This window comes from Stenotrophomonas sp. STEN063, from assembly GCF_056854515.1.
In genome coordinates this window covers 1-24,758 of sequence record NZ_JBXFWF010000005.1, presented here as the reverse complement: position 1 = coordinate 24,758, position 24,758 = coordinate 1, and the positions used below count along the sequence as shown (strand labels likewise).

Sequence of the window (24,758 nt, the reverse complement as noted above, 5' to 3'; positions counted from 1 at the left end):
AAGCGCAGGGGAGGGCTGGGGAGGGGTAAAGCCTTTGCTGTTGCAGTGGCTCCAAGCAAGCGACAAAACCCCCAGCAACCTACCCCTCACCCCCAACCTCACCCCGATCCAACTGCCGATAGCCAATCGCCTCGGTCAGGTGCAGCCGTTGAATCCCAGGCTCCCCTGCAAGGTCGGCAAGCGTCCGCGCCACCCGCAGGATCCGGTGCATCGAGCGTGCCGACAGCTGCAATCGCTCCATCGCCTGTTCCAGCAGGTCGCTGTCGGCGGCGGATAGCACGCAGTCCCGCAGGGTTTCAGTTTGGCCAAGATGTGCGTTGGCCTTGCCGGCACGCTGCAGTTGCCGCGCCCTTGCCCGCATCACCCGCTCGCGCACCTGGGCGCTGCTCTCACCAATAGCGGCATCACCTCGCAACTCGCTGGGTGCCAGCCGCGGCACCTGCAGATGCAGGTCGATGCGGTCCAGTAGTGGTCCGGAGATGCGCGCGCGATAGCGACGGATGCTTTCCGCAGAACAATGGCAGCGGCCACTGCTGTCGCCGGCCCAACCGCAGGGACACGGGTTCATTGCTGCGACCAGTTGGAATCGCGCCGGAAACTCCATGCTGCGTGCCGCGCGTGAGACAGTGACCGTGCCGGACTCCAGTGGCTCGCGCAGGACCTCCAATGCGTGCCTGTTCCACTCCGGCAGCTCGTCCAGGAACAGCACACCGTTGTGCGCCAGAGAGATTTCGCCAGGTCGCGGATGCGAGCCACCACCAACCAGCGCAACCGCGCTGGCAGTGTGGTGTGGCGAGCGATAGGGACGTTGCCGCCAGCGACTCGGATCAACGCCGCGCCCGCTGATCGAGGCGATGGCTGCGGATTCCAGCGCTTCTTCTTCGCTTGCCTCGGGCAGGATGCCGGGCAGACGGGAGGCCAGCAGGGTCTTGCCACAGCCGGGTGAGCCCAGCAGAAGCAAGTGATGGCCGCCTGCTGCGGCAATCTCCAAGGCCCGTCGCGCATGTTGCTGACCACGTACATCGCTGAGGTCAGCAGGCGCGGCCGGTTCTGTTGACGGTACCTGTGCATCGGGCAGCTGCTTGCTGCCGTTCAAAGCTGCGCACACTTCCAGCAAGGTGCGTGCGACTTTGACTTCTGCGTGCTGGGCCAGTGCCGCTTCGCCGGCGTTGCCCGGCGGCACGATCAGACAGCGCTGGGCGTTGGCGGCTGAAATGGCGGCCGGCAACGCACCATCTACCGCACGCAATTCGCCGGTCAGTGCCAGCTCGCCGATGAACTCGTAGTTGGCCAAGGCATTGCGGTCGATCTGACCGCTGGCAGCGAGGATGCCGAGGGCGATGGGCAGGTCAAAGCGACCGCCTTCCTTGGGCAGGTCCGCCGGTGCCAGATTGATGGTGATGCGCCGCGCTGGATAGTCGAACTGCGCGCAGAGAATGGCGGCGCGCACCCGGTCGCGTGATTCGCGCACAGCGGCCTCGGGCAGGCCGACGATCTGGGTGAAGGGCAGGCCGCCGGACAGGTGCACTTCCACCTGCACCAGCGGTGCGTGCACACCCGCGCGGGCGCGGCTGTGCACCAGCGCCAGGCTCACCGCCCGGCGCTCAGGCGTTCTTGTCGGTGGCGCGGCTTTCCAGGGCGGCGACGGCGTGTTCCAGCGCGTCGAGCTTTTCACGGGTGCGCAGCAGGACGGCACGCTGCACTTCAAATTCTTCGCGGGTGACCAGGTCCAGCTTGCCCAGCCCTGCCTGCAGTGCGCTCTTGAAGGTGGCCTGCAGTTCTTCGCGCGAGTCGCGCAGGCCCGGCGGCACCAGGTCGCTCAGGCGGCGGGCCAGCGCATCAATGTGGTTGAGGTCGATCATTGGGGTTTCTCCGCAGGGGTGAGCCGAGCCTAGAGGGCGGCTGTTGGTTGCGGGCATCGGTATCCGTTATTGCCAATGGTAAGGATAGTCCGGAAGCTTGCTAGTGGCACGTCAGCCTGCGCGGTATGCTTCAGGCATCACCCAAGGAGCCGACCTATGAAGATGATCATGGCCATCGTCAAGCCGTTCAAGCTGGACGACGTGCGTGAGGCGCTTGCCGAACGCGGCGTGGCCGGTATCACCGTCACCGAGGTCAAGGGCTTTGGCAGGCAGAAGGGTCACACCGAGCTGTATCGCGGTGCCGAGTACGTGGTCGATTTCCTTCCGAAGGTGAAGATCGAGGTCGCGGTGACCGATGCGCAGGCCGACGAGGTGGTGGAAGCCATCGTCAAGGCCGCCGGCACCGGCAAGATCGGCGACGGCAAGGTGTTCGTGTATGACCTGGGCAGCGTGGTGCGGATCCGTACCGGCGAGCTGGATGGGGATGCGCTTTGAGGTTTGTGGGCTTTGGGGCTTTGGGGTTTTGAAGCTTTAGAGCTTTAGAGCACCCCTCCCCAGCCCTCCCCTGCGCTACGCGCAAGGGAGGGGGCCAAGCTCTGCTCCCTCCCTTTGGCGCAGCCAAGGGGAGGGTTGGGGAGGGGTAGGCTTTAGCCCTTGATCTGCCGATAAAGCCGTTTCCACGCATTACGCACCACCTGCACCCAGCCCGGTTCGGCCAGCGCTGCGGCCTGCTCGGCGGACGGCTTCAGTCCGGTCAAACGCTGGCGCATCTTCACCAGGTTCTTCATGTCGCTGCGGCGCAGCTGGCGGAAGATCGGCCAGTTGCGCAGCCAGCGCGGTGCCCGCAACGCCGAGGTGAAGTCCAGCAATACCGGCACGCCGGCGCTGACCACCACATTGGTGCCGTGCAGGTCGTTGTGGGTGATGCCGGCCGCATGCAGGCGCGCCAAGGCGTTCTGCAGCTGGTCGAAGACTTCCTGGCTCACGCCCTGCACGCCGGCACTCAAGGTGTCGCCTGGGATGAATTCCATGCCCAATGCCAGACCGCCAAGGGTGCCCAGCAGCGCCGGCGCGTGCTTCCAACCCTGCAGGCGCTTGAGCACCTTGGCCTCGCGGCGTACCAGCAGGCGCGCCACCGGCGACAGGGGGGTGCCCTGGTAGCGGCGGTAGTCCTTGACCACGGCCGGGCGGCCGTCCAGTTCGGTGCGGTAGACGTCAGGCTCCAGCAGGCGCTCGCCGCGCTTGAGCAGATGGTGGGCGGGAACAACCGCGTGTTCGCCGTCGAAACTGGGCAATGTGTTCATCAAAACCTTCCTGACGCGGGCATGGCGCGGAAAGCGTCTTGCAAAGCCGGTCTAACGTGCCCGAATGGGCGGGGATGTGCGGTAATTATAAAACTGCACAGTCCATGAATTGCTGAATGTAAAAAAAATGTAGGAATCGTGTGACGGAAATGATTGTTGCGATGGCGTGGCTGATGTGACGCGCGCCTGTGTGCGTCATGGCCGGAAAACGAAAAACCCCGCGCCGTTGCGGGCGCGGGGTTCGATTCACGGCGCTGGCAGCGGGCTTATTCGCCCAGGGCCTTGGCCACGAACGGCGGGCTGACCAGCACGCCGGTGTGCAGCGGGGCGGTGTAGTACAGGGTGTCGAACGGCTTGGCGGCCGAATCGGCCTCGCGGAAGCCGAAGCCGAAACCGGCCTGCTTGCTGGCCACGGTCACCGACCACCAGCCGGTCGGGTAGCACGGCTGCGGGAACGGCAGGGTCTTGAACGACTGGAAGCCGGCCTTGCCCATTTCCGAACGCATGTCCTTGATCAGCTCCAGCAGGGCCAAGGGCGACTCGCTCTGCTGAACCAGCAGGCCGTCGTCCTTCAGGGCGCGGAAGCAGCTTTCGAAGAAGGCCTTGTTGAACAGGCCTTCGGCCGGGCCGACCGGGTCGGTGGAGTCCACGATCACCACGTCCACGCTGCCCGGGGCGCAGTTGGCCATGTAGGCCACGCCGTCGTCGAACAGCAGCTCGGCGCGGGCGTCACCGTTGGATTCGCACAGTTCCGGGAAGTACTTCTCGGCCATGCGGGTGACCTGCTCGTCGATATCGCACTGGGTGGCGCTCTCCACGCCCGGGTGCTTGAGCACTTCGCGCAGGGTGCCGCAGTCGCCGCCGCCGATGATGACCACGCGCTTGGGCGCCGGGTGGGTGAACAGCACCGGGTGGCTGATCATCTCGTGGTAGAAGAAATTGTCCTTGGTGGTCAGCATCATGGCGCCGTCGATGACCATCAACTTGCCCCAGTCGGTGCTGTCGTAGATCTCGATCTTCTGGAACGGCGACTGCACCTCGTCCAGCTTGCCGGTGATGCGGAAACCAATAGCCGAACCGGTCGGCTGGAAGTGTTCGATGAACCAGTTTTCGTTGGAGGTCATGATGATTCCTGGGTGCAATGGACTTTTCCCTTCTCCCGCGGGCGGGAGAAGAGCCTGTCCCCGCGAAGGCGGGGATGCCCCGAAAGGGCGGATGAGGGTAAGGGCGAAGCCTGACATATTCAGGTTTCACGCTTACCCTCACCCCCGACCCCTCTCCCGGGGGGAGAGGGGAGGAGGCGCGGGCGCGGATTGTAACGGACCCTTGCCCCGCTAGCGTTAGAATGCGCGTCCTTATTTATCCACAGCTGAGAGTTGCTACGCCGATGAGCGATTGGTCCCTCGAACAGGCCCGCAAGACCTATTCGATTCCGCACTGGTCTGATGGTTATTTCGACGTCGATGCCGCCGGGCACGTCGTGGTCCGTCCTGCAGGCGCCCAGGGCGCGGCGGTGTCGTTGCCGCAGGTTGTCGATTCGGCGCGTGCCGCCGGCGCCAAACTGCCGTTGCTGGTGCGCTTCCCGGACATCCTCGGCCAGCGCCTGGGCAAGCTGCAGGCAGCCTTCGCCCAGGCCCAGTCCGACTGGGATTACGCTGGCGGCTATACCGCGGTCTACCCGATCAAGGTGAACCAGCACCGTGGCGTGGCCGGCACCCTGGCCAGCCACCACGGCGAGGGCTTCGGCCTGGAAGCCGGTTCCAAGCCGGAGCTGATGGCGGTACTGGCGCTGAGCCGGCCGGGCGGGCTGATTGTCTGCAACGGCTACAAGGACCGCGAGTACATCCGCCTGGCCCTGATTGGTCGCAAGCTCGGCCTGCAGACCTATATCGTCATCGAAAAGCCGTCCGAGCTGAAGCTGGTGCTGGAGGAATCCAAGGCACTGGACGTGAAGCCGGGCTTGGGCGTGCGCATGCGCCTTGCCTCGCTGGGCGCCGGCAAGTGGCAGAACAGCGGCGGCGACAAGGCCAAGTTCGGCCTGTCCCCGCGCCAGCTGCTGGACCTGTGGAAAGCGCTGCGTGACACCGAGTACGCCGATTGCCTGAACCTGCTGCATTTCCACATGGGCAGCCAGATCAGCAATGTGCGCGACATCGCCAACGGCATGCGCGAAGCCACCCGTTACTTCGTCGAGCTGTCGCAGCTGGGCGCCAGGATCAGCCACGTCGATGTCGGCGGCGGCCTGGGCATCGATTACGAAGGCACCCGTTCGCGCAGCTACTGCTCGATCAACTACGGCCTCAACGCCTACGCCAGCAACATCGTGCAGCCGCTGGCCGAAGCCTGCGAAGCGCATGGCCTGACCCCGCCGCGCATCATCACCGAGTGCGGCCGCGCAATGACCGCGCACCACGCGGTGCTGATCGCCAACGTGTCGGAAGTGGAGCAGGCAGCCGAAGGCCGCGTGCCGGAAGCGCATGACGACGAGCCGGCGGCGATCCGTCACCTGCGTGAGATCCACGAGGAACTCGACCAGCGCCCGGCGGTGGAACTGTTCCAGGAAGCCCAGCATTTCCATGCCGAGGGTTTGAGCGCCTACGCACTGGGCCAGATCGACCTGCCGCAGCGTGCGCGCATCGACGACCTGTTCTACGCGATTGCCAACGGCGTGCGTGCGCGCCTGAGCTATGACGAAAAGAGCCATCGCCCGGCGCTGGACGAACTGAATGACCGCCTGGTCGACAAGTACTTCGTCAACTTCAGCGTGTTCGAATCGATCCCGGATGCATGGGCGATCGACCAGGTGTTCCCGATCGTGCCGATCGAGCGCTTGAACGAGCGCCCCGAGCGTCGCGGCGTGATCGCCGACATGACCTGCGATTCCGATGGCATGGTCAAGACCTACGTCGAGAACGAAAGCCTGGACAGCTCGCTGCCGCTGCACGCGGTGCGTCATGGCGAGAGTTACCGCATCGGCTTCTTCCTGGTGGGTGCCTACCAGGAAATCCTCGGCGACATCCACAACCTGTTCGGCGATACCGATGCGGTGGAAGTGGTGGTGGAAGACGACGGCTACGTAATCACCCAGCAGCGTCGTGGTGACACCACCGACGTGATGCTGGATTACGTGGGCTACAGCCTGGACGACCTGCGCACGGCCTACCGTGAGCGCGTGGCCGCCGCCGATCTGTCGGCAGAACGCGCGGCGGAGCTGGATGCCGCGCTGGAAGCGGGCCTGACCGGCTACACCTACCTGTCGGACGAACCGCTGGGCTGATCCAACAGCCCATGCAGGGAAACAGCGAACGCCGCGCCGGTCCGCCTGCGCGGCGTTTTCTTTGGCTGCGTGGTCTGGTGTGCGCTCAGGCCCGTGGCAGCTGCAGGCTGGCGCACAGACCGCTGCCGGTATTGCGCAGGGTCAAGCTGCCGCCGTAGCTGTTGACGATGTCGCCGACAATCGCCAGCCCAAGCCCGCTGCTGCCGTCGCGCTCGTCCAGGCGTACGCCTCGTTGCAGCACCTGTTGCAGCGCTTCCTCGGCCAAGCCCGGGCCGTCGTCGATGACGTCGATCAGCACCTGCTGATTGTCTGCACGCGCCTGGATGCGCACTTCATGTGCTGCCCAGCGGCCAGCGTTGTCGAGCAGGTTGCCGAGCATTTCCTCAAGGTCGGCGACCGCACCGGCAAAGCACAGCTGCGCATCGATGGCGTCGGCGACGAAGTGAATGCCGCGCTCGCCGTGCACACGCTGCATCAGTCGGCACAGCGATTGCGCGACCGGCGCGACAGCACTGCGTTGATGCCGGTCTGCGGCCATGCCCGAGGCCAGGTAGCGATCAATGCTTGCCTGCATGCGCCGGCTTTGCTCGCGCAAGGTTTGTCGCCAGTGCTCGCCGCTGCCATCGGCCTCGGCATGCAGCACGCTCAGCGGTGTCTTCAACGCATGCGCCAGATCCTGCGCGCTGCTGCGCGCGCGACTGACCATACGCTGGTGATGCGCGAGCAGGGCGTTGAGTTCATCGGCCAGCGGCGCAACTTCGCGCCCCAGCCCCTCGCTGCTGATCTGTGCGGCATCGCCGTGGCGGACCTGTTCCACGCGCGTGCCAAGCGCGCGCAGTGGGCGCAGGCCGAACTGCACCTGGCTGACCAGCACGGCCAGCCACGCCGCGATCAATACCGCCATCGCCAGCGCTGAGCGCTGGCGGAAACGGGCGACATCGGCATCCAGCTGGCTGCGATCACTGGCGACGGTGACCTGCAATGGCGCCTGGCTGCGTGGCAGACGCACCTGTTGGGTGAGGCCGCGCAGGGGCTGCCGCATGGGACCGCTGAAGTCCACGCCGCTTGCCTGGGTGGGAATGTCTGTGATCGGTGGCTGCAGGCTCTCGTCCCACAACGAGCGCGACTGCAGCAACACCTGCCCATCGGTCGTGGCGATCTGCCAGTACGCGCCGGAGAACACCCGCTGGAAGCGGGCATCGTTGGGTTCCTGGCGCAGCGTGAGCTTGCCGCTGGCGTCGATCTCGGCCTGCGCCAATACGGTGAGCAGGTCCTGCTCCAGTTGCGTGTCCAGGTTGTCGCGCGCGGCCTGCTCGAACAAGCGCCCAAGCAATACACCGGCCAGCACCGAGACCAGCACCAGCCCCAGGCCGCCGGCCATCAGCAGGCGTGCACGCAGCGACAGCGTCTTCATGCCGAGGCGACCAAGCGCCAGCCCTGGCCGCGCACGGTCTGGATCATGTCCACGCCAAGCTTGCGCCGCAGCCGTCCCAGCAGCACATCCAGTGCATTGGAATCCGGATCATGGCCGCCGTCGAAGACCTGCTCGCCCAGCCGCTCGCGGCTGACGACGCTGCCCGGATGGTGGATGAAATAGCTGAGCAGGCGAAACTCCTGCGGGCTCAGTGACAGTGGCTGTCCCTCCAGCAGGAAGCGCCCGGCGTTGATCTCCAGTTGCAGCGGCCCACAGCTCAGCTGCGCGCTCGCATGGCCGTTGCTGCGGCGGATCAGCGCCCGCAGCCGCAGGATCAGCTCATCGGCCTGGAAGGGCTTGGTCAGGTAGTCATCGGCGCCGGCATCGAAGCCGGCCAACTTGTCGTGCCAGCGCCCGCGTGCGGTCAGTACCAGCACCGGGAAATCGCGGCCATTGCCACGCCAGCGCTCGATCACGCTGAGCCCATCCAGGCCGGGTAGGCCGAGGTCGACGATGGCTGCCTGCAGTTCCTCGATCTGGCCGAGTTCCTCGGCCTCACGGCCGTCGCTGACGTGGCTGACCACGTAGCCGGCCTGCTCCAGCAAGGGTTGCAGGCGGCTGGCCAGTTCAAGGTCATCTTCGGCCAACAGGATCCGCATCAATCGTCCAGTTCGGTCTTCAGCAGGGCGCCACTGCGGGCATCATAGTCGAGCTCGATGACCACGCCGTCTGCGCGCAGGATCTCCACTTCGTAGATGCCGTCGTCGAGTTCCACTTCCAGCAGCTTGCCGGGGTGTCGCTTCAGCGCGTCGCGCACGATGTTTTCCAGCGGCACGTAGTGGCCCTGCTTCAAGGCCTGACGCGCGGTCTGCTGTGCGGCGTCCTGGCCGTGGGCGATGGCCAGCGGCGTGCCCGCCATCAGCAAGGACAGGCCAGCGAGGGCGACAAGGGTGCGGTAGGAAAACATGGCGCTATTGATACCTCGCCAGGCTAACAATCGACTAACAGCGCTGGCTAGGGTGTTGTTAGACAGGCGGCGGAGACTGTTTGGGCCGGGCTGATCCGGCAGCACTCAAGGAACTCCCCCATGTTGAAGTCATTGTTCGCCACCGCCGCCATTGCCGCGGCATTGAGCACCAGCGCCCATGCACAGACCAAGTCGCTGGGCATGGCCGAGGTCGAGCAGAAGCTGCGTGCCGCCGGCTATACCCAGATCCACGAGATCGAGAAGGACGACGGCTTGTGGGAGGCCGATGTGGCGCGCGCTGATGGCCGCTTCGCCGAAGTGTGGGTAGACCCGGCGACCGGTGAGATCTTCGATGAACACGATGGTCGCGCCCTGTTGGACAGCGAGCAGATCCTGGCCCGTGCCGGCGCCGCTGGCCTGCGCGAGATCCATTCGCTGGAACGCGATGGCGCCACCTGGAAGCTGGAAGCGCGCAATGCCCGCAACCAGCGCGTGGAAGTGCGCATGAGCGGCGTCGATGGCCGCATCCTGCACAGCGAGCGTGATGGCTGGCTGGACTGAGCTGGGCCTCGGCCGAACCCGCAGTGTGCCACCCATGCGCTCTGAACAAGGCCGTGCTGCCTGCGATTGCAGGCAGCCGCGTTCTCCCTGTCAGTCATTGGCGAACAAGCGGCCATCTCCGTGCGCCCTGTCCAGATAGACGGCGAGGCCAACCAGCGCGAAACCGTATACAACAACGCCGCCAATGAATTTGTACATGCGTGCTCCCTTTGACTCTGCTGAAGGTTCCGGGCATCGGATGCGCCGGGCGGTGATCAAGCTTGGGCGAGCTTGGCGACAATCCATGTCGCCATGCGTGCTTTCGCCGGCCCACTGCGCTTGTTCGTGAGCCATCCGGACCATCGGCTCAGCGCAGGAATACGTGCCAACTGACTGCCGACAACCAACCCAAGGCAAGCGCAAATAGAGCAATGAAGGTGGTGCGCATCCGCACATGCGCCTTCATCAGCGTAGCGAACTTCAGCTCGCTAGCCGATTGCTGCGCAATGAGTGCGCGTTCGAACGTGCTGAGGAGGTGAGCCTGGGATGCGAGCTCGCCGGCTTGTTTGTCGATGACGGCGTCACGCGACGTATCCAGTTCCTGCTTCTCATGCAACTCGGCTCGCAGGCTGGAAAGTGCCTCGTTCTGCCATTGGTCGAGTGTGTCGTTCTCTTGGCTGCGTTGGGACAGTGCTGCAATCGTTGCATCGAGGGCGTTGCTGCGTACGGTTGCCAGTTGCGCTTCTGCGTCGAGGCGATTGACAAGGTCCTGGATGCCTTGCGCGTTGCTGTCGATCCGATCCTGGGTGTCCTGCGAGCTGTCCAGGATTCCAGAGATGATGCTGGTTGCCGTTTCCGCCAGGTCGCGACCCTCTTTGCCAAGCCGGGTGATGTTGCCGTTGGCATCCTTGAAGCCACCATCGATGCCGGCGCGCATTTCCTTCATCAACACCACAAGCCCGGCGTAGCTGAGCATGTTCAAGCGAATGGTTTCCTGGATCAGCTCCACCATGCGCTTGTTGATGTTGCCCTGGATCTTGGCGATCTCGCTCAGGTCCTTGGCGGTGCTGGAAGTCAAACGCTGCCAGATGCCGCGCTCCTCGATGGCACGGGAGAGATTCTTTGACTGCTTGATCTCTTCTTCAAGCGACTCGATTTCCTTGAAGAAGCGCTGTGCCATGAACCGCGCCTTCAGCGATTCTTCCTGGGCGGCAAGTGCAGTGCTGCGGGCGGATGCATGGGTTTCGTCGGTGCTGATAGTCATTGAGCTGCTTGCATGAGTGCCGGGTTACGGGGCGCGCTTGGCCAACAAGCGCAGTTTGTCCACGGCGCTCGCATAGCCATCGATTGCGACGTGGGCGTGTTGCGAGGATTCCTCGATCTCCATCCATGTGCTGGAGAGCTCCAGCTGCATCTGGGTGGTGGTGGCAACCACATGCGCATATGAATGGTCGAACATCATCAGCGTCTGTTTCATCTTGAGATGGGCAACAGCATGGCCGCGATGCACGTCGGCCAGCTGCTTGTTCTGGAATGCGATGTGTTCCTTCAGGCGGTCGAAGGCAAGCACGGTGAGCAGGCCCATCGTTCCGCTGAGGATGGCCACCAGCACCGAGGAGATATCCTGGGCAAACGGCGTCAGCAGCGGGATTGATTCGATTGCCTTGGCCACCGATTCCTGCAGCAGCAAGGTGGCCGCGGTGACCAGGCCGCCGGAGAGCAGTTTGAGGACTTCCATGGCGATATCGCTACCGCTCATGCCTTCCGGCGGCAGCGCGATCAACTTGATGGAACGGATCACGGCGAGGGTGGATTCGCGGATGATGGTCACGATGCGCTTGGCCGTGGTCACGAAGCTGTTGATCAGCAGCGTGATCAGGTTGGACAGCAGTCCGGCGAAGCCGGCCATGCCGCCTTCCTTCAGGAAATCAGCCCATTTCTCCTTGAGCGTACTGGCGGTTGCCAGCAGCCGGGCCTTCAGCAGTTCGGCCAGCTGTTTCAGGCTCTGGAAGCCATCGCGGACCAGTTGTTTGACGTCGTCGATCAGGCCGGAAGCCAGGTCTTTCAGGATCATGCCCAGGATCTGCCGCAGGGCGAGCTTGCCGGCTTCCGAGCCGCCCTCGATCAGGAACTCCTTTGACTGCTTCCTGAGCATGGCCAGGTTCTGCTTCCGTTCCACCGCCTTCTTCGATGTTTCGTAGATCTCCTGTGCCTTCTCCATGTCGATGCCGTAGCGCCGATCATTGGTTCCGGCCAACGGTGCCGTCTCCGCGGTGGCCCAGAGCATCAGGTCACTGTCCTGCTTGGACGAATTGAGGGACTTCTCGGTCCAGACCAGGTTTTCCTTGAGCGTTGCGGTCTGCACGCGCTCTTCGGGCGTCTGTGCCAGCTGTCCCTTGGCCGAGCGCTCAATCTCGCCAACCGGGATTACATGGTCACGCGACGGCGTCTTCATATCGCGGCCGGTGTACGCATCCTTGGTATCAGGTGTCGCGGATTTCAGCGGCATCGCTTGCTCCAAGGCCTGGTCATAGGCATGGTGCTTGCCCGGCGCGATGCCTTGCTGCTTGTTGCCGGCGCTGCGATCGATCCGGTTCTCGCGGGATTCCTTCAGCGATTGCAGGCGTTCGGCATCACGCGGTGCGATCAGGTGCTCCTTGCCGTCTGCAAGTGCTTCCTCGAAGTTGTGTGCGGTGGTGATGCTGCCACCATCCTTGTCGGAGAACATGGACCTGCTCAGCCCAAACGGGCCAAGTACCGAGTCAATTACGACATCTTTCAGGTTGTCAGCGAAATCGCTGCACGACACACCGGGGCTGGCGTTGATTTCGGCGATGAGAACGGCGACTTCCTCGTCGATCTCGATGACCAGTTGGCTGGGGGCTGATGTGTTCATGCTCGGGTTCGTCTGCTCACATGTTGATGCGGTGCTGGCAACTTCCGGTCCAGCATTCAAGGGGATGACAGCGGTGTGCTGGTGGTCGCCAGCCCATACATGCGGGCGGTCCTGCCAAGCTTGTCCTCGATGCGGCTGCGCAGGGACTCGGGTGCATGCACGAGGATGTTTTCAGCGAGGCCGAATACCCACCACAGCGTTTCCTGGTCATCGGCGACGTGCGCGGACAGCCGCTCCCAGTCGCTATCGGGCAGCCGCTGCAACACCTGGTCCTTCCTGAGTGGTGTTTCGCGCAATGTCTGCGCGAGCTGCGGGTGGACGTCGGCAACCAGTTCCACCACGCCGGTACCCTGCCTGGGAGTAAAAGCGGCCGTCGGCAGATAGGCGTCCAGATCGAAGTCCTCGTCCCGGGCTTGCGCATCCATGACCGATGCGGACTGGATCCGGTGCAATGCGAAATGGCGGATGTCGGTGTAGTCACCCACGTTGGCCAACAGGTAGGTGACTGGGCCGCGAGATACCAGGCCCTTGCAGTGAAGTTGCAGGGTCTTGGGCTCACCCTTCACCCTGCTCAGGTAGGCAATCTGCAGTTGGCGGCGTTCCAGCAGTGCGTTGGCGACCTGCTCCCATACCTGCGGTGCGACCCCGGCTGGCAACAAGGCCTTGCCATTGGGTAGTACCCGCACGCTGCGTGCCCAGTTGCTCAGGGTGTTGTGCTCCAGCGATTGCAGATGTTGCCGTGCCTGGGTGAACTGCGGCTGCAGCGATGCCAGGACAGCTGGCGGCAGGATCTGCTTCAGATGGTCTTCGGCCAGGTGCATGGCCAGCGCTTCGGCAGGATCGGGTGCAGGCTGGTTGAAATGGGCATCACGGTCGAAGCACCAGCGCACCACTTTGCCGTCCTCGACGGGAATGATCGGGAAGTGGCGGCTGAGCTTGTCGTTGAGGTCACGTTGCAAGGTGCGCAAGGTGATGTTGAAACCACGGTCCTTCAATGCCGCCAGCAGTTCCTGGGTGGTCTTGCCGCGATGGCGTGGAATAAGCCCGAGCGTCACCAGGTTGCGTACGAGAGGGTCCTTGGGATCGTTATCGGGCATCAGCTCTGACCAGTTGGGATGGCTGCATGGGCAGTCGGTTACTGCAGCTACCAGGCAAGCCTGCGGACATGTGGCGACAGATCATGTCGCCGGTCGCTTCGGTGCTTCCCGGACCACGGCGTGGTGGCGATGCCATCACTTGAACAGCGACGGCCTGGCAGTGCTTGTGCTGGTGCGAAGCGCAGGGCTCGAGGCCGGTTCAACAAGCGCGGAGCGGGTACGTGTGAAAGTGACTTCCATGAAACGCAATCCTTTGTTCCTTGCTGCGACAGCGTGATGTTTCCTTCATGGCCGCGCGGGACGCTTGATCCAGTTTGGCACTGCACCTTGGTATCGGCATGGCGGCGCGGAAGTTTAGTCCGGTGTTGCAGCAGATCCGCTGGCGTGGCGCATATGAAACGCCCCGGGATCTTTGCGATCCCGGGGCTTCGTGGGGGTGCTGGATCGCCAAGGATGGTCAGCTCTGGCGGGCCACCTGGAAGCCAGCGAACGACTGGCTCACCGGCATCAACTCGATGCGGTTGACGTTGAGGTGTTCGGGCAGCGTCGCCACCCAGAAGATCTGCTCGGCGATGTCTTCGGCGGTCATCGGATTCGCGCCGCCGTACAGCTGATCGGATGCGGCCTGGTTGCCGTGCGTACGCACCAGGGTGAATTCGGTTTCGGCCATGCCCGGCTCGATCGCGGTCACGCGCACGCCGGTGCCGTGCAGGTCCGAGCGCAGGCCCAGCGAGAACTGGCTGACGAAGGCCTTGGTGCCGCCATAGGCATTGCCGCCTGGATACGGGTAGAGCGCGGCGGTGGAGCTGATGTTGATGATCGCACCGCGGCGCTCTACGAGCTTGGGCAGCAGGTGATGGGTCAGCGTGACCAGCGCGGTGATGTTGGTGTCGATCATCGTGCGCCAATCTTCCAGGCTGGCGTGCTGGGCTGCAGCGGTGCCCTGGGCGAGACCTGCGTTGTTGACCAGCAGGTCGATGTCGCGGAAGGCCGGCGGCAACGCTGCAAGAGTGGCCTCCATTGCGGCGGCATCGCGGATGTCGAAGGCGGCGGCGTGGATCTTGTCGGCGCCGAATTCTTCAACCAGCGGCTGCAGGCGCTCGGCACGACGACCGGTGGCGATCACTTTCCAGCCAGCCGCAGCAAAACGACGGACAGCAGCGGCGCCGAAGCCGGACGTGGCGCCGGTGATCAAAGCGGTCTTGGACATTGCGGAATCCTTGGGGCAGGGGATTCCGATTTTCGCACTTTGCGGCGGTGGGGGTGTGGGGGGAGGTTGATGCCTCAAGCAAGGGCCAAAGCTAAAGCGCCCCCTCATCCCAACCCTTCCCCCGCAGGTGGGAGAAGGGCTAAAGCTAAAGCCAAAGCCAAGAGCCAAAGCCAAGAGCCAAAGCCAAGAGCCAAAGCCAAGAGCCACAGCCAAGAGCCAAAGCCAAGCTCCAAAGCACCCCTCCCCAACCCTCCCCTGCGCCGCAAGGGAGGGGGCTGACTGTGCGATCGACCAGCTCGCAGCGATGCGGAGCGAAGCCGCGCTTCGCTCCCTCCCTTGCGCCGCAGGCGCAGGGGAGGGTTGGGGAGGGGTGCTCTTCGCAGGAAATCAACCGCGGAAGAGAAACCAGCTCTCGAGCAAACGCGCACTCAAAGCCCCAGGTGCCTGCACGTACCGACGCTACAACGGCACCAACAAAAAGCCCCAACATCAAAACGATGTCAGGGCCTAAATGATTGAGAAGCGCTTCGAGCGACCTGTCAGTCGCAACAGCCCCCTTTAGTTAAAGGGGGCGCGCCGACAGGCGCGGGGTTGTGGGTGTAACGGGCACGGGGCCCAAAGTTTGTTTCACAAAATTTGGGGTGAAGCCGCCGTAGGCGACTTCACTGCGCCTTGATCGCCATGGCCTGCAAGCCAGTGCCGTTGAGCTTGGCCTTGGCCTCGGCCAGTTCGCTGGCGGTGCCATACGGGCCCATGCGCACGCGGTATACGGTGTTGCCGTTGATCTGTGCCGATTCCACCCGCGCCGCCAGGCCCATCATCGCGAGCTTGGCCTTGGTCGATTCGGCATCACCCGACGCACCAAACGCACCTGCCTGCAGGATGTAGCGAACATTCTCGGTCGCTGCTGCCGGTGTGGCAGCTGCAACAGTCGCCGCTGGCGCAGCCGCAGCAGGTGCGGGCTTTGGTGCGGTAGCCGCAGGTGCTGGAGTAACGCTGGCAACCTGCGCCGGACGTGCCGCCGTTTCGCTGATCGGCGCTGGTTGGCGAACCGTCTCGCTCACCGGTGCCGGCAACGGACGACCTTCCAGCGCAGCTTGTGCACGCTGCGCCTCGGTCGGCGGCGTGGCAGGGGTAGCTGGCGTTGCTGCTGCAGTAGCGCGGGCCGCAGCCGCACGACGCTGTTCCTCGGCCTTGGCACTGGCGGCCAGCTCGGCATCGGACATCTGTACTTCCGTGCCCGGCAGCAGGGTATAGAAGTCGTACTGGGTGGCTGGCTTTTCCTCCGGCTTGGCACCGGCAGGCGTGGCTGGCTTGTTCGATTCCACCCCGGCGTCGACGTCGGCGTCAGCAACCGGTGCCGGCTGTGCGTCCGGGTTGGGTTGCGGGCCTACGCGCAGGAAACCGTCGCCGTCCTTCTTGAACAGGTTCGGCGCCGCCAGGAACACCACCGCCGCAATCGCCACGCCGGCAACCAGCCACACCCAGCCGGGCGTGCCATTGTCGTTGTTGCGCCGGGCTTGGGTTTTGCCGCGTCGTGCTGCCATGTCTACTGCGTCTCCAGGTGTTTACATCTTTTCCGGGGCACTGACGCCCAGGATGCTCAGGCCATTGGCCAGGGTCTGCCGCGCGGCGCTGGCCAAGGTGAGTTTGGCGTTGCGCTCGGCTGCATCATCCACCAGCACGGGGGTGCCGTGATACCACGTGTGGAAAGCGTGTGCCAATTCACGCAGGTACTGCGCGATCTGGTGCGGTTCCAGCGCGATGCCGGCCGCTTCCACCACTTCCGGGTAACGCGAGATTTCGTTCATCAGTTCCAGCGAGGCGTCGTCGCCCAGGCGCGACAGCGCGGCCAGACCGTCGGCCTGCTTGTAGTCCAGGCCCTTTTCCTGCGCCTGGCGCAGCAGCGAGCACACGCGGGCATGCGCGTACTGCACATAGAACACCGGGTTGTCGCTGCTCTGCTGGCGGGCCAGGTCGATGTCGAAGGTCAGCTGCGAGTCGGGCTTGCGCGCGATCAGGAACCAACGCACCGCATCGCTGCCCACTTCCTCGATCAGGTCACGCAGGGTCAGGTAGCTGCCGGCACGCTTGGACAGCTTCACTTCCTCGCCGCCGCGCATCACCGTCACCATCTGGTGCAGCACGTATTCCGGCCAGCCCTTGGGGATGCCCAGGTCCAGCGCCTGCAGGCCGGCGCGCACACGCGCCAGCGAGCCGTGGTGGTCGGCGCCGAGTTCGGTGATGGCGCGTTCGTAACCGCGCTGCCACTTGCTCAGGTGATAAGCCACGTCCGGCAGGAAGTAGGTGAACGTTCCGTCGGACTTGCGCATCACGCGGTCCTTGTCGTCACCGAAATCGGTGGAGCGCAGCCACAGCGCGCCGCCTTCCTCGTAGGTGTGGCCGGAGCTGATCAGCTGCTGCACGGTCTCGGCGACCTTGCCGTCCTTGTACAGCGAGCTTTCCAGGAAGTAGATATCGAAATCCACGCCGAATGCGGCCAGGTCCAGGTTCTGCTCGTTGCGCAGGTAGGCAACGGCGAAGCGGCGGACTTCCTCCAGGTTCTCAGCATCCTTGGCGCCGACGACCTGGCTGCCCTCAAGGTCCACGGTCTCACCCAGCAGGTAGGCCTTGGCCACGTCGCCGATGTATTCACCGTTATAGGCTTCGGCCGGCCACTGCTCGTCGCCCGGCTTGAAGCCACGTGCACGCGCCTGCACCGATTTGGCCAGGTTTTCGATCTGCACGCCGGCGTCGTTGTAATAGAACTCACGCTTGGCGTTCCAGCCGTTGGCTTCCAGCACGCGGGCAATGCAATCGCCGATCGCACCGGCGCGGCCGTGGCCGACATGCAGCGGACCGGTCGGGTTGGCCGACACGTATTCGACGCCGACGCTGCGGCCGTTGCCGCTCAGGTTGCGGCCGTAATCGTCGGCTTCCTTGAGCACGCTGACCACTTCGCGCTGGTAAGCCACCGGCGAGAGTTTGAAATTGATGAAGCCAGGGCCGGCGATCTCGACATTGACGATGTCGTCGCTGGCCGGCAATGCGGCAAGCAGCGCCTGCGCAACGGCGCGCGGATTGCTGCGCGCGGCCTTGGCCAACAGCATGGCGGCATTGGTGGCGAAATCACCGTGTTCGCGGGTCTTGGGTCGCTCGACCACGAAATCCGGCGGCAGGGTGTCGGCAGGCAAGGTGCCGTTGGCGCGCAAGGCTTCGATGCCTTGGCCGATGAGGGCGCGGAGTTGGGCTTTCACGTGACTATTCTGCTTGAAGCGCGGAACTGACCATTTTACCTGACCTGCGACGAGGCCGCCCGCGGCAGGCCTGCCGGGGTCAGCAATGTCAAAAAAACAGAAAAGCTGTGGCGACCAGCGTTCAAGGGGGATTCCGGTGTCCGACCGGACAGATCTGGGGGCCGGGGTAGGCCGGAGGGGGTTCAGGCTGAGGCGTTCAGACCCAGCCCCGCGCGGCCAGCGACACTGGCGCGCCGTCACCGACCACGAAATGGTCGAGCAGGCGGATATCCACCAGCGCCAAGGCCTGCTGCAGCCGTGCGGTGATGGCGCGGTCGGCCGCCGACGGTTCAGGATTCCCGGACGGGTGGTTGTGGCCGACGATCACCGCCGCAGCGTTGTGGGCCAAGGCCTGGCGGACGACCTCACGCGGATGTACTTCGGCGCTGTCTACCGTCCCTGTGGATAACTCTTCAAAGGCCAAGGCCCGGTGGCGGTTGTCCATGAACAGCACGGCGAACACCTCCTGCGGGCGGTGGCGCAGGCGCTGGGCGAAGTAGCGGCCGGCAGCGGCTGGGTCGGTCAGCGCATCGCCGCGCTCCAGCCCGGCGGCCAGATGGCGCCGGCCCAGTTCCATCGCGGCGCTGAGCTGGCAGGCGCGGGCAGGACCCAGCCCCGGCAATCTGGCCAGTTGCGGTGCGCTGCGGTCCAGCAGTGCCCGCAGCGGGCCGTGCGCATGCAGCAGCTCGCGCGCGGTCTGTACCGCATCGCGCCCGCGCAGGCCCGAGCCGAGGAAAATCGCCAGCAGTTCAGCGTCGGAAAGTGCGGCTGCGCCACGTGCCAGCAGTTTTTCGCGCGGGCGTTCAGCGCTGGGCCAATCACGGATATGCATGAGTGGCAGATTCACCGCCATTTGCCAAAAACTGGATCAGGCGTAACAAAGCCTTCGGTTAAGCTAACCCTTCTTCTGTACCTAGGAATCCCCATCCGTGACCGCCGTTTCCCCCACTTCCCGCCCCTTGGAAGGACAGAAGCTGCTGCTATGCGTAGGCGGTGGCATCGCTGCGTACAAGTCGCTGGAGCTGGTGCGTCGGCTGCGTGATGCCGGCGCCACCGTGCAGGTGGCGATGACGGCTGGTGCGCAGCAGTTCGTCACTCCGCTGAGCTTCCAGGCGCTTTCGGGCCATCCCACCCGGACCACGCTGTGGGACAGCGCCGCCGAGCAGGCCATGGGCCATATTGAACTGGCGCGCTGGGCCGACCGCATCCTCATCGCCCCGGCCACGGCCGACCTGCTGGCGCGGCTGGCGCACGGCAATGCCGACGACCTGGTGACCACGCTGTGTCTGGCCAGTACCGCGCCGCTGACCGTGTGCCCGGCAATGAATCACCGCATGTGGCTGCATCCGGCTACCCAGGCCAACATGGCACTGCTGCGCGAGCGCGGCGTGCAGGTGATCGGGCCGGAGGACGGCCCGCTGGCCGAAGGTGAATCCGGCCCGGGTCGGGTCAGTGAAGCACCAACCATCATTGCTGCGCTTGCCGGCAACCTGGCCCCGCAGGCCCCGGCCAAGCCGGGCCGCCTGAACGGCATGCGCGTGCTCATCAGCGCCGGTCCCACCTACGAAGATCTGGACCCGGTGCGCTATGTCGGCAACCGCAGCAGCGGCAAGATGGGCTATGCCCTGGCCGCCGCCGCCGCCCGCCAGGGCGCGCAGGTGGTGCTGGTCAGCGGACCGGTACAGCTGGCCACGCCGGCCGGTGTGCAGCGCATCGACGTGCGCTCGGCCGCGCAGATGCGTGAGGCCGTACTCGGTGCCTTGCCAGCCGATATCTACATTGGCGCGGCCGCCGTGGCCGATTACACGCCGCGCCAGGTCTCGCCGCAGAAGCTGAAGAAGACCGCCGGCAGCCAGACCCTGACCCTGGAACTGGTGCGCACCGCCGACATCCTGGCCGAAGTGGCCGTGCAGGAGCAGGCCTTGAAGCTGGTGGTGGGCTTCGCCGCCGAAACCCACGATGTGGAGAAGTACGCACGCGGCAAGCTGGCCGACAAGCACCTGGACCTGATCATCGCCAACCAGGTCGGTATCGCTGGCAATGGTTTCGAGAGCGACCAGAACGCAGCCGTGGCCTATTGGAACGGCGGCCTGCGCGAATTCCCGGGCACCGCCAAGACCCAGCTGGCCGAACAATTACTGGATTTGATTGCCGAGAGGTTGGACGCATGAGTAATGGACTGCAGCCCTTGCAGGTGAAATTGCTGGACCCGCGCTTCGGCGACAGCTGGCCGCTGCCGGCCTACGCCACCGAGGCCAGCGCCGGCATGGACCTGCGCGCGGCGACCGAAGCGGCGCTGACGCTGGAGCCCGGCGATGCGGCCCTGCTGCCTAGCGGCATCGCGATCCATATCGCCGATCCTGGCCTGTGTGCGGTGGTTCTGCCGCGCTCCGGGCTGGGCCACCGCCACGGCATCGTGCTGGGCAATGGCACCGGCCTGATCGACGCCGATTACCAGGGGCCACTGCTGATCAGTGTGTGGAACCGAGGCCGCGACGCCTTCACCATTGAACCGGGCGACCGGATCGCGCAGTTGGTGGTGATGCCGATTGCACGGGTGACGTTGCAGGTAGTAGATACTTTCATCGACAGTGCACGTGGAACGGGTGGATTCGGCCACACCGGGGTGCGCTGACAGGGGGAACGCACGATGAGCCAAGGGAATGAGAGCGGGCGGCCACGTCCAGCGCTGGGTCGATCAACGCCACTGCTGGCGTTACTGCTGCTGTTGTTGGCCGCCTGGTTCGGCTGGAGTGCGGTAGATCAATGGATGCAGTCCGGTACCAGTGCCGGGCTTGAGCAATCCCGCGATCAGGCCGTGGCTGGCGTGCAGCAGGCGCTGGCTACGCAGACTGCGCAGTTCGGCAAGCAGCTGGCATTGGAGCCGGTCAAGGCCGCGCTGGCCAGCGGTGATGCAGCTGCCGTCGCCTTGGCGGTACGTGACAAGTGGACCGGGGTGGAAGACGCGCAGGTTCTCGACGCCAGCCTGACCGAGGCGTATGCCGATCCGGCGGCGTTCGGCTACTCGCGACTGGCACTGCTGGAACAGGCCATGGCCACCGGCCAGCCGGTAGCGCTGGTGGTCCGCGATGGTGGTAGCCCGAGGCTGGGCCTGGCCGCACCGGTGCTGTTGCAGGGCAAACCGGCGGTGATCTACATCCGTCAGCCGCTGACCCGGCTGACCTCCGTGTTTGATGGCATCGATTCGCCGAACAGCGCCTTTCTCGGGTTGCGCCAGGGTGGTTTCACCATCGTCCAGAAGGGCGCCACCGATCTGGGTAACAGTGCCGATGCACTGGCGCGCCCGGTCGGCGATACCGGCCTGCGCGTTGTCGCTGAGCTGCCGGATGCCAGCGCCGGCTTGATGGGCCTGGGAGTGATTCCAAGCGGTATCGTGGCGTTGTTGCTGGTGGCGATTGCGTTGCTGTTGTTGCTGGGCCGCAAGCGCTTGGCGAATCTACCCGTCCTGCGCAGGAGCGCCGTGCAAGCCGACGATAGCGGCCCGACCCTGCAGGAAGCGCTGGAGCAGGACCCGCAACCGCTGCCGGCCTCGGCCAATGCGCGCGCTGCTGATGCGCCGCCGGCGCGCGTCGAGCCGGGTGCGGACGCGGTCCTGCCGGTCATATTCCGTGCCTACGACATCCGCGGTGTGCTTGGTGCCGAGTTGAATGCCAATGTCGCCACGCTGATTGGCCAGGCCATCGGCAGCGAAATGCAGGCGCAGGGTTTGCGCGATGTGGTGGTGGGCCGCGATGGTCGTCTGTCCGGGCCGGAGCTGGCCGATGCCTTGATCACCGGCCTGCGCCGCGCTGGTTGCGATGTGATCGATATCGGCATGGCACCGACGCCGGTGGTGTATTTCGCCAGTTATCACCTGCGCGCTGGCAGCTGCGTGGCGGTTACCGGCAGCCACAACCCGCCGGACTACAACGGTTTCAAGATCGTCATCGGTGGCGAGACGCTGTCCGGCGACGCCATCACCGACCTGTACAAGCGCATCCAGGAAGGCCGCCTGCAGCATGCCGACAACGAAGGCAGCCTGCAGCAACGTGAGGTCATCAGCGACTACGTGCAGCGCATCGCCGATGACGTGCAGCTGGATCGTCCGCTCAAGGTCGTTGCCGATGCCGGCAATGGCGTGGCCGGCGCAGTGGCGCCGCAGTTGCTGGAAGCCATTGGTGCCGAGGTGATCCCGCTGTACTGCGAAGTGGATGGCGACTTCCCCAACCACCACCCGGACCCCAGCGACCCGCACAACCTCGAAGACCTGGTGCAGATGGTCAAGCGCTTCGACGCGGACCTGGGCGTGGCCTTCGATGGTGATGGCGACCGCCTCGGCGTGGTCACCAAGGACGGCAAGATCATCTTCGCCGACCGTCTGCTGATGCTGTTCGCCGCCGATGTGCTGGCGCGCAACCCCGGCGCGATGGTCATCTACGACGTGAAGTGCACCGGCAAGTTGTCCGATTACATTCTGCGCAACGGCGGCAGCCCGATGATGTGGAAGACCGGGCATTCGCTGGTCAAGGCCAAGATGCGCGAGACCGATGCCGAGCTGGCGGGCGAGATGAGCGGCCACTTCTTCTTCAAGGAACGCTGGTACGGCTTTGATGATGGCCTGTATGCGGCGGCACGCCTGCTGGAGATTCTGGCGCAGCGTGATGAAGAACCGTCCGAGGTATTGAACGAGTTGCCGGATGCGATCTCCACGCCGGAGTTGAAGGTGGCGGTGGAAGAGGGCACGCAGCATGCGCAGGTGGCCTTGATCGTGGCTGCAGCGCAGGTTGAGGACTCGCCGTTCGCAGGCGCGCGCATCTCGACGATCGACGGCCTGCGTGCCGACTTCAGCGATGGCTGGGGTCTGGTGCGTGCCTCCAACACCACGCCGGTGCTGGTGCTGCGTTTTGAGGCCAATGATGAAGCGGCGCTGGAGCGGATCAAGGGCGTGTTCCGCGAGCAGTTGCTGCAGGTGTTGCCGGTGGGGACTGAGCTGGGGTTCTGATCGGCGGTGTCGTTCTGCAAGAGCCGTCCACGCATCGCGTGGGCGGCTTTTTGTTTTCTGGACCTCCGCCATTCGTCAGTTGCTTTCTTGCATAGCAAGTTTTGTTGGAGGGCTTTGGACTGCAGCGAAAAGCACCCCTCCCCAACCCTCCCCTTGGCTGCGCCAAAGGGAGGGGGTGTAGTGCGCGCAGCCTGTCAGATCGAAGCGCAGCCGCCTGTCTCCCTCCCTTTGGCGCAGCCAAGGGGAGGGCCGGGGAGGGGTTGCCGTTGCTTCTGCTTGCGCTTGCCTGTGGGAGCGGCGTCAGCCGCGAAGCCACAGTGGCTTCCGTATCCAGCAATCTCAGATCAACGAACGCCTGTTGTTTCACCAGCTTCGCGGCTGACGCCGCTCCTACAGCGGTTGGCCAGCCGGTAAAGCTCCAGCCGAGCGTGATGCAGCTTGTAGGAGCGGCGTGAGCCGCGAAGCCGATAGCAATGAAGTTGCCAGTATCTCCAGCTTGGATTGATCATCAGCTTCGCGGCTGACGCCGCTCCCACATTGGTCACTCCTAACGTCCCAGCGGAGCATGGCTCCGGTCTACCAAAACGCACTGCTCAGGATGCAGGTCGTACCTGCACAACGCAGAGACTGCCTGGCCATTTATCCAAATGACCTCCTGTTTTTTTTGTGTAGACACCTGTTAGAAGTACATGAGTTTCCGGGTCGGCTTGGAGAGGTGAAAGGCCATCAATCCAAATGCCTTTGGTGTAATCACGCGCGTAGATATCAACGCCTGCATCCGAATACAGCGCGGAGTATTCGAAGCCATGTGAGTAATACCCCGAAACAGAGACAGCACGCCCTTCGTACTCCTGGCCGTTTGTGAGGAGCTCGCCGAGGGAAACGGGTTGAGGAACACCGATGTGGCGCTCACAAAAGCTGTTGACCGCAGGTGCGGCCTGTTTCATCGCTGGCGCCGGCGGACAAGCGCAGGCTGACAGCAACAGAGAAGTCAGAGCAAGCGGGAGGAATCTCATGTCCCACCGGTTCCTGTCGGCTCGCCATATAAACGCTGCGCTGACTGGAACAAGATCCAACTCGTGGCGATGAACTTGTCCCCACCCTGCGGGCGATTGCCGCGATGGGTATGGGTGAATGCGGTAGGCGCAATCAACAGGCTGCCGGTGCGCGGCACAACCTTGCGTTGCTGGAACAGGAATTCGGTTTCGCCTTCTGCGAATCCATCGTTGAGGTACAGCGTCCACAACAGGTGCCGGTGCAGGGTTTCGCCGCCGGGGTCGCGTGGGAACAGCTCGCAATGCCAGTAGGGGTAGCCGCCCTCGCCCGCCGTATACCACTGCAGGTTGATCGCGCCAGGACGCAGGCAGGTGCGCGCGAGTTCGGATAGCGCGGCATCGTCCATACCCTGGAAATCATCTGCGCTCAGGCGGCGCGCTTGGCCTTGCGCATCGGGTACCTGCAGCATCAAGGGCGAAATCAGCACCTGTGGATAACGCCGTAGGTACTGCAGCATGCCGTTGAACACCGCCTGCTGCAGGCGCTGTTCGACATCGCGCCAGCCGTCGTTACCGCTGATGCGCAGATCGTGGCTGCGTTTGAGTTCGGGGAACACGCCGCTGCCAACCTGGCCGGGTTTGAGCTGGGTGCTGTGGCGCAGACGTTCGACGATGACCGCGCAGTCGTCGGCGGACAGGGCGTTGTCGTAGACCTCAATGAAATCAACAGCAGTCATCGGCAGCCTCGCAGTGCATGTCCGCCGATGGTGGCCTGAAGCGACCCGCATGTGTAGTGCCGAGCCATGCTCGGCAGAGGTTTTCCGAGCAATGCCGAGGTAGTGCCGAGCCATGCTCGGCAGTGGGGCTGTACCGGTAGTGCCCCTGCCGAGCATGGCTC

At 64.3% G+C, this 24,758-nt stretch carries 22 protein-coding genes; 6 read left to right on the top strand and 16 right to left on the bottom strand.

All coding sequences use genetic code 11. From position 1 onward, the window contains the following. Positions 1 to 79: 79 nt before the first annotated feature. Together AC1VWL_RS02590 and ubiK are read right to left on the bottom strand one after the other, a co-directional pair. A complete protein-coding gene (locus tag AC1VWL_RS02590; protein WP_482985640.1) occupies positions 80 to 1,594 on the bottom strand; it encodes a YifB family Mg chelatase-like AAA ATPase in 1,515 nt (504 codons plus the stop codon). A 10-nt stretch (positions 1,595 to 1,604) separates the two neighbouring features. Continuing rightward, on the bottom strand, positions 1,605 to 1,862 hold the full coding sequence (gene ubiK, locus AC1VWL_RS02585; protein WP_482985639.1) for a ubiquinone biosynthesis accessory factor UbiK: 258 nt from the start codon (positions 1,860 to 1,862) through the stop codon (positions 1,605 to 1,607). A 156-nt stretch (positions 1,863 to 2,018) separates the two neighbouring features. Here ubiK and AC1VWL_RS02580 point away from each other — a divergent pair, with 156 nt between their 5' ends. After that, positions 2,019 to 2,357 carry a P-II family nitrogen regulator gene (locus tag AC1VWL_RS02580; RefSeq protein ID WP_057628415.1) on the top strand — a complete coding sequence of 113 codons (339 nt, stop codon included), beginning with the start codon at positions 2,019 to 2,021 and terminating at the stop codon, positions 2,355 to 2,357. A gap of 152 nt (positions 2,358 to 2,509) precedes the next feature. Here the strand turns inward: AC1VWL_RS02580 and AC1VWL_RS02575 are convergent, their stop codons facing one another. Next, positions 2,510 to 3,166, bottom strand: coding sequence for an RIO1 family regulatory kinase/ATPase domain-containing protein (locus AC1VWL_RS02575; protein WP_482985638.1), 657 nt, complete (start codon positions 3,164 to 3,166; stop codon positions 2,510 to 2,512). A 266-nt stretch (positions 3,167 to 3,432) separates the two neighbouring features. Further along, entirely contained in the window at positions 3,433 to 4,290 is an 858-nt protein-coding gene (speE, locus tag AC1VWL_RS02570; protein WP_282267936.1) for a polyamine aminopropyltransferase, read from the bottom strand. A gap of 263 nt (positions 4,291 to 4,553) precedes the next feature. Here speE and speA point away from each other — a divergent pair, with 263 nt between their 5' ends. Next, on the top strand, positions 4,554 to 6,443 hold the full coding sequence (gene speA, locus AC1VWL_RS02565; protein ID WP_482985637.1) for an arginine decarboxylase: 1,890 nt from the start codon (positions 4,554 to 4,556) through the stop codon (positions 6,441 to 6,443). An 85-nt stretch (positions 6,444 to 6,528) separates the two neighbouring features. Here the strand turns inward: speA and AC1VWL_RS02560 are convergent, their stop codons facing one another. Genes AC1VWL_RS02560 through AC1VWL_RS02550 form a run of 3 tightly spaced genes read right to left on the bottom strand, consistent with a single transcriptional unit; the run spans position 6,529 to position 8,824 of the window. Continuing rightward, the gene (locus tag AC1VWL_RS02560) at positions 6,529 to 7,857 is read right to left on the bottom strand and encodes a sensor histidine kinase (protein ID WP_482985636.1); all 1,329 of its coding nucleotides are present in this window, start codon (positions 7,855 to 7,857) and stop codon (positions 6,529 to 6,531) included. Further along, positions 7,854 to 8,516, bottom strand: coding sequence for a response regulator transcription factor (locus tag AC1VWL_RS02555; protein ID WP_482985635.1), 663 nt, complete (start codon positions 8,514 to 8,516; stop codon positions 7,854 to 7,856). Before AC1VWL_RS02555 ends, AC1VWL_RS02560 begins: the two co-directional genes overlap by 4 nt. Further along, positions 8,516 to 8,824, bottom strand: a complete 309-nt coding sequence (locus AC1VWL_RS02550) for a PepSY domain-containing protein (protein ID WP_482985634.1) — start codon at positions 8,822 to 8,824, stop codon at positions 8,516 to 8,518. Before AC1VWL_RS02550 ends, AC1VWL_RS02555 begins: the two co-directional genes overlap by 1 nt. Before the next feature lie 120 nt (positions 8,825 to 8,944). Between AC1VWL_RS02550 and AC1VWL_RS02545 the strand changes: the two genes are divergently transcribed. Then, positions 8,945 to 9,385: a PepSY domain-containing protein gene (locus tag AC1VWL_RS02545; RefSeq protein WP_482985633.1), complete on the top strand. Its 441-nt coding sequence runs from the start codon at positions 8,945 to 8,947 to the stop codon at positions 9,383 to 9,385. Positions 9,386 to 9,731: 346 nt separating this feature from the next. Here the strand turns inward: AC1VWL_RS02545 and AC1VWL_RS02540 are convergent, their stop codons facing one another. From AC1VWL_RS02540 to radC, 7 genes are all read right to left on the bottom strand, one after another. After that, positions 9,732 to 10,628 carry a hypothetical protein gene (locus tag AC1VWL_RS02540; RefSeq protein ID WP_482985632.1) on the bottom strand — a complete coding sequence of 299 codons (897 nt, stop codon included), beginning with the start codon at positions 10,626 to 10,628 and terminating at the stop codon, positions 9,732 to 9,734. A gap of 24 nt (positions 10,629 to 10,652) precedes the next feature. Next, on the bottom strand, positions 10,653 to 12,260 hold the full coding sequence (locus AC1VWL_RS02535; RefSeq protein ID WP_482985631.1) for a hypothetical protein: 1,608 nt from the start codon (positions 12,258 to 12,260) through the stop codon (positions 10,653 to 10,655). A 56-nt stretch (positions 12,261 to 12,316) separates the two neighbouring features. After that, positions 12,317 to 13,357: a helix-turn-helix transcriptional regulator gene (locus tag AC1VWL_RS02530; protein WP_482985630.1), complete on the bottom strand. Its 1,041-nt coding sequence runs from the start codon at positions 13,355 to 13,357 to the stop codon at positions 12,317 to 12,319. Between the two features lie 457 nt (positions 13,358 to 13,814). Continuing rightward, on the bottom strand, positions 13,815 to 14,567 hold the full coding sequence (locus tag AC1VWL_RS02525; protein ID WP_482985629.1) for an SDR family NAD(P)-dependent oxidoreductase: 753 nt from the start codon (positions 14,565 to 14,567) through the stop codon (positions 13,815 to 13,817). Positions 14,568 to 15,229: 662 nt separating this feature from the next. Next, positions 15,230 to 16,114 carry an SPOR domain-containing protein gene (locus tag AC1VWL_RS02520; RefSeq protein ID WP_482985628.1) on the bottom strand — a complete coding sequence of 295 codons (885 nt, stop codon included), beginning with the start codon at positions 16,112 to 16,114 and terminating at the stop codon, positions 15,230 to 15,232. Positions 16,115 to 16,135: 21 nt separating this feature from the next. Beyond that, positions 16,136 to 17,824 (bottom strand): arginine--tRNA ligase, encoded by a 1,689-nt coding sequence (gene argS, locus AC1VWL_RS02515; RefSeq protein WP_482985627.1) that lies wholly within the window; start codon positions 17,822 to 17,824, stop codon positions 16,136 to 16,138. 196 nt (positions 17,825 to 18,020) lie between these two features. Next, complete coding sequence (gene radC / locus AC1VWL_RS02510; protein WP_481533166.1) at positions 18,021 to 18,695, bottom strand: RadC family protein; 675 nt, start codon at positions 18,693 to 18,695, stop codon at positions 18,021 to 18,023. A 97-nt stretch (positions 18,696 to 18,792) separates the two neighbouring features. On the opposite strand from radC, the gene coaBC reads away from it, so the two are divergent. The 3 genes from coaBC to AC1VWL_RS02495 are packed head-to-tail and all read left to right on the top strand — an operon-like array spanning position 18,793 to position 22,865. Continuing rightward, entirely contained in the window at positions 18,793 to 20,034 is a 1,242-nt protein-coding gene (coaBC, locus tag AC1VWL_RS02505) for a bifunctional phosphopantothenoylcysteine decarboxylase/phosphopantothenate--cysteine ligase CoaBC (protein ID WP_482985626.1), read from the top strand. Further along, positions 20,031 to 20,498 (top strand): dUTP diphosphatase, encoded by a 468-nt coding sequence (dut, locus tag AC1VWL_RS02500; RefSeq protein WP_282272235.1) that lies wholly within the window; start codon positions 20,031 to 20,033, stop codon positions 20,496 to 20,498. The genes coaBC and dut overlap by 4 nt, the downstream gene beginning before the upstream one ends. A gap of 15 nt (positions 20,499 to 20,513) precedes the next feature. After that, positions 20,514 to 22,865, top strand: a complete 2,352-nt coding sequence (locus AC1VWL_RS02495; RefSeq protein WP_482985625.1) for a phosphomannomutase/phosphoglucomutase — start codon at positions 20,514 to 20,516, stop codon at positions 22,863 to 22,865. A 593-nt stretch (positions 22,866 to 23,458) separates the two neighbouring features. Here AC1VWL_RS02495 and AC1VWL_RS02490 read toward each other — a convergent pair. Both AC1VWL_RS02490 and AC1VWL_RS02485 read right to left on the bottom strand, forming a co-directional pair. Next, positions 23,459 to 23,812, bottom strand: coding sequence for a hypothetical protein (locus AC1VWL_RS02490; protein WP_482985624.1), 354 nt, complete (start codon positions 23,810 to 23,812; stop codon positions 23,459 to 23,461). 65 nt (positions 23,813 to 23,877) lie between these two features. After that, positions 23,878 to 24,597 (bottom strand): 2OG-Fe(II) oxygenase, encoded by a 720-nt coding sequence (locus tag AC1VWL_RS02485; RefSeq protein ID WP_482985623.1) that lies wholly within the window; start codon positions 24,595 to 24,597, stop codon positions 23,878 to 23,880. Positions 24,598 to 24,758 lie beyond the last annotated feature (161 nt).

Coding starts and splice junctions, on each gene's coding strand:
- AC1VWL_RS02555 (WP_482985635.1), bottom strand. CDS start 8,516: ATGCGGATCCTGTTGGCCGAAGATGACCTTGAACTGGCCAGCCGCCTG.
- AC1VWL_RS02560 (WP_482985636.1), bottom strand. CDS start 7,857: ATGAAGACGCTGTCGCTGCGTGCACGCCTGCTGATGGCCGGCGGCCTG.
- dut (WP_282272235.1), top strand. CDS start 20,031: ATGAGTAATGGACTGCAGCCCTTGCAGGTGAAATTGCTGGACCCGCGC.
- AC1VWL_RS02575 (WP_482985638.1), bottom strand. CDS start 3,166: ATGAACACATTGCCCAGTTTCGACGGCGAACACGCGGTTGTTCCCGCC.
- AC1VWL_RS02490 (WP_482985624.1), bottom strand. CDS start 23,812: ATGAAACAGGCCGCACCTGCGGTCAACAGCTTTTGTGAGCGCCACATC.
- ubiK (WP_482985639.1), bottom strand. CDS start 1,862: ATGATCGACCTCAACCACATTGATGCGCTGGCCCGCCGCCTGAGCGAC.
- speE (WP_282267936.1), bottom strand. CDS start 4,290: ATGACCTCCAACGAAAACTGGTTCATCGAACACTTCCAGCCGACCGGT.
- AC1VWL_RS02545 (WP_482985633.1), top strand. CDS start 8,945: ATGTTGAAGTCATTGTTCGCCACCGCCGCCATTGCCGCGGCATTGAGC.
- AC1VWL_RS02530 (WP_482985630.1), bottom strand. CDS start 13,357: ATGCCCGATAACGATCCCAAGGACCCTCTCGTACGCAACCTGGTGACG.
- speA (WP_482985637.1), top strand. CDS start 4,554: ATGAGCGATTGGTCCCTCGAACAGGCCCGCAAGACCTATTCGATTCCG.
- AC1VWL_RS02550 (WP_482985634.1), bottom strand. CDS start 8,824: ATGTTTTCCTACCGCACCCTTGTCGCCCTCGCTGGCCTGTCCTTGCTG.
- AC1VWL_RS02495 (WP_482985625.1), top strand. CDS start 20,514: ATGAGCCAAGGGAATGAGAGCGGGCGGCCACGTCCAGCGCTGGGTCGA.
- AC1VWL_RS02485 (WP_482985623.1), bottom strand. CDS start 24,597: ATGACTGCTGTTGATTTCATTGAGGTCTACGACAACGCCCTGTCCGCC.
- AC1VWL_RS02580 (WP_057628415.1), top strand. CDS start 2,019: ATGAAGATGATCATGGCCATCGTCAAGCCGTTCAAGCTGGACGACGTG.
- AC1VWL_RS02535 (WP_482985631.1), bottom strand. CDS start 12,260: ATGAACACATCAGCCCCCAGCCAACTGGTCATCGAGATCGACGAGGAA.
- AC1VWL_RS02520 (WP_482985628.1), bottom strand. CDS start 16,114: ATGGCAGCACGACGCGGCAAAACCCAAGCCCGGCGCAACAACGACAAT.
- AC1VWL_RS02525 (WP_482985629.1), bottom strand. CDS start 14,567: ATGTCCAAGACCGCTTTGATCACCGGCGCCACGTCCGGCTTCGGCGCC.
- AC1VWL_RS02540 (WP_482985632.1), bottom strand. CDS start 10,628: ATGACTATCAGCACCGACGAAACCCATGCATCCGCCCGCAGCACTGCA.
- radC (WP_481533166.1), bottom strand. CDS start 18,695: ATGCATATCCGTGATTGGCCCAGCGCTGAACGCCCGCGCGAAAAACTG.